Genomic DNA, 3,379 nt, shown 5'->3' with positions numbered 1-3,379 from the left:
AGCCGAGAAGCACGCCCTGCGCCGAAAGGCGCGCCTCCTCCCGCCCGTCGATCACCCAGAGCCTGAGCCCCGTCTCGCGCTCCACGATTTTCTGGAATTCTGGCCCGTCGGAGGCCTCGCGCACGGCCGCGGTGGCGACACAGGTCAGGGGGGGCAGCTTCATTCCCTTGGCGAGCATGGCGAAGCGCCGGAGCGCGGCGAGCGCCCGCCGCTTGCCTTCCGGGTTGAGCCGGCCGGTCTCGGCCAGTCCCTGGCCAAGGCCCGCCATGATCTTCTCGTTGTAGAAGTAGGCCGGGCTGCGCGCCGCGCCGTCGAAGACGACAAGGCGGACCGAGTTCGAACCGACGTCCACCACGCCCACGCGGTCGAGCGCGCGTGCGGACGGGTCCTCGAACAGCGGCCGGTCGAAAGGACTCCAGTCGTCACCATGCACGCGGCTGTCGGCGGTCATGGCTGTCATTCCTTCGGCTACCTCGGTCCCGGCACCCTTCTACCCCTCATTCCGGAGCGTGGGCAAGCTTCGGCACGTCCTTCGCGCCGGCCGAGCCACGGCCCGAAAGCGACGGATTTTCCATGAAGAAGCGGTGGCAGGAAAAGAGATCCTCGCGCCCCTCGGGGAGGTCGCGCAGATAGCGTCCGTCGGGACCGAGCACCCAGCTCTGCGCCTCGTCGGCGAGGTTCGCGGCCATGATCTGGCTGACGATCTGGGCCTTCACCGTATCATTCTTCGTCTCGATCAGGGTTTCCACCCTGCGGCTGAGGTTGCGCCCCATCCAGTCGGCCGAGGAAATGAAGACGCGCGCCTTCTTCGAGGGCAGTCCATGCCCGTTGCCGAAACAGACGATCCGGCTGTGCTCGAGAAAGCGCCCGACGATGGACTTCACCCGGATGTTGTCGCTGAGGCCCCGGATACCGGGCCTGAGCCCGCAGATGCCGCGCACGACCAGCTGGATCCTCACGCCGGCCTGGCTTGCCGCGTAAAGCGCGTCGATCACGTCGGGTTCGATGACCGAGTTCATCTTCGCCCAGATTTCGCCGCGCCGCCCCGCGCGGGCGTGCTCCGCCTCGGCCGCGATCAGTTCCAGAAGCCGCGGCTTCAGAGTGATCGGCGAGATGGCGAGGTTTTCCAGATGCTCGGGCTGGACGTAACCGGAAAGGTAGTTGAACACCTTTGTCGCATCGCGCCCCAGCGCCGGGTCTGCGGTGAAGAACGACAGGTCGGTGTAGATGCGCGCGGTGATCGGGTGGTAGTTGCCTGTGCCGAAATGGGTATAGGTGACAAGGTTCTCGCCCTCGCGCCGGACCACCGTCGAAATCTTGGCGTGGGTCTTGTAGTTGATGAAGCCGTAGACGACATGGGCGCCCGCGCGTTCGAGGCGCCGCGACTGGCGGATGTTCGCGGCCTCGTCGAAGCGCGCCTTGAGTTCCACCAGCGCCGTCACGGACTTGCCGCTTTCGGCGGCGTCGCAAAGCGCCGAGACGATCGGGCTGTCCTGCGAGGTGCGGTAGAGCGTCTGCTTGATGGCCAGCACGTTCGGGTCCGCCGCCGCCTGGTTCAGGAAGCGGATGACCATGTCGAAGGTCTCGTAGGGATGGTGCAGCAGCATGTCCTTCTTGCGGATCGCCGCGAACATGTCGCCGTCGTGGTCCTGCACCCGCTCGGGAACGCGCGGAGTGAACGAGGGCCATTGCAGGTCGCGGCGGCTGTCGAGCACCAGTTCCTTCAGGTCGGCCATGCCGACCATGCCCTTCACCTCGACGACCTCGTCCGGGGTGACGGCAAGTTCGTCCATGATCAGCGCCCGGATGCCTTCCGGCGCCCCGGCGGTGATCTTCATGCGGATCACCTGGCCCCGCCGCCGCCGCTTCAGCGCGGTCTCGAACTCCCGCACCAGATCCTCGGCCTCGTCCTCGACCTCGATGTCGCTGTCGCGCAGGACGCGGAAGGTGCAGTGGCCGGTATCCCGGTAACCGGGGAAGAGCGAGTGGAGGTGCAGAAGCAGAAGCTCCTCCATCGGCAGGAAGCGCCGGCCGCCCGGCATGGCCACGAAGCGGTTGATCTGCTGCGGGATCGGCAGGATAGCCTGCAACCGCCGCCTGTCCGCCGACCGCTCGAGCTCGAGCGCGAGGCAGAAACCGGTGTTGGGGATGAACGGGAACGGATGGGCGGGGTCGATGGCGAGCGGCGAAAGGACGGGGAAGACCTTGTTGAGGAAGTAGTCGGCGAGAAAGTCCTCGTCCCGTTTCGTCAGTTTCGACCGCGTCAGAAGCGCGATGCCGTTCGCCTCCAACTCGCGCCGGAGCTTGTTCCAGACGTTCTGCTGCGTCTGCATCAGCCGCCGTGCATCCTCGTTGATGAGCTTGAGCTGGTCGGCCGGGCTCAGCCCGTCGTCAGAGAACATCGCGTTGCCTTCGCGGACGAGTTCACGCAGGCCCGCGACCCGGACGGTGTAGAACTCGTCCAGGTTGGTGGCCGAGATCGACAGGAATCGCACCCGCTCGAGAAGTGGCACCCGCGGGTTGCGTGCCTCGTCGAGCACGCGCCAGTTGAAGGCGAGCCAGGACAGCTCCCGGTTGAAGAACCGCTTTGGTCCGGCAAATCCGGCTTCGGGAAGGCTGATCGGGGCAGGGAAGGGGGCCTTGAGGAAATCTGCTTGTGTCATTGGCGACTTGAGGGTCTCGATCGGTAAGGCATTGATGCCGGAAGCCTGCGCATCATGACCCCTGTTGCGAGCACAAGTCCAGCGCGTCTCGTGCCATCTCGCGCGTGACGGGCCCGCCGTGCGCGAGCGCGCGCGCGTCGAGTTCGGCGACGATGGCGCGGGCGCTCGCGAAGGAACGATCCATCCTGCGCACCAGCCAGGGGATCAGGCTCGGTGCGACGACGATCTGGCGGTCGGCGAAGAGCTTCACCATCACGGCCGCGAGGAGTGCGTCGTCTGGGGCGGCGATTTCGGCGACCGCGGTCGCTTCCATCCGGCTGGCGAGGTCGGGCAGGCAGAGCCCCCATTGCCGCGGAGGTGTCGCTGCCGTGACAAGGAGCCGGCCTCCGCGGGAGAGGACATGGTTGTGCAGGTGAAACAGCGCGGTTTCCGCCGCGCGGTCCTTGGCGATCCTGTCGGCGTCCTCCACGACGACGGCGATCGCCTCGACCGGTCTCTCGGCGCGCGCGGCGGCCGACAGCACCTGGGCGTCGTTCTCGCCTGCCCAGACCTGGGCAAGATGGCTCTTGCCGGCGCCCTCCGGCCCGATCAGGAGAAGCTTGCCCTCCGGCCAGCCGCCGCCGTCGATTTGCGCGACGGCCAGCGCATTCGACGGCGAAACGAAGAAATCCCCGCGTCCCAGTGCGGTTCGCACCGGCAGATCGAAGGCGAGTTGA

Annotated in this window: 2 protein-coding genes and 1 pseudogene; all 3 read right to left on the bottom strand. The window is 66.7% G+C overall.

Going from position 1 to position 3,379, the window contains the following annotated elements; genetic code table 11:
• Window positions 1-451 (bottom strand): annotated as a pseudogene (locus ACMUOO_RS16750) (exopolyphosphatase); the annotation flags it as partial.
• 46 nt (window positions 452-497) lie between these two features.
• Window positions 498-2,663, bottom strand: coding sequence for an RNA degradosome polyphosphate kinase (locus ACMUOO_RS16745; RefSeq protein WP_301919018.1), 2,166 nt, complete (start codon window positions 2,661-2,663; stop codon window positions 498-500).
• 52 nt (window positions 2,664-2,715) lie between these two features.
• The coding region (locus ACMUOO_RS16740; protein WP_413855766.1) for a chromosomal replication initiator DnaA at window positions 2,716-3,379 on the bottom strand (664 nt) is incomplete at its 5' end.

It is taken from the genome of Albidovulum sp. (assembly GCF_041919395.1).
Classification (GTDB): Bacteria; Pseudomonadota; Alphaproteobacteria; order Rhodobacterales; family Rhodobacteraceae; genus Albidovulum.
Note: the sequence above shows the minus strand (reverse complement) of the source record. Positions and strands in the feature narration are given on the sequence as shown.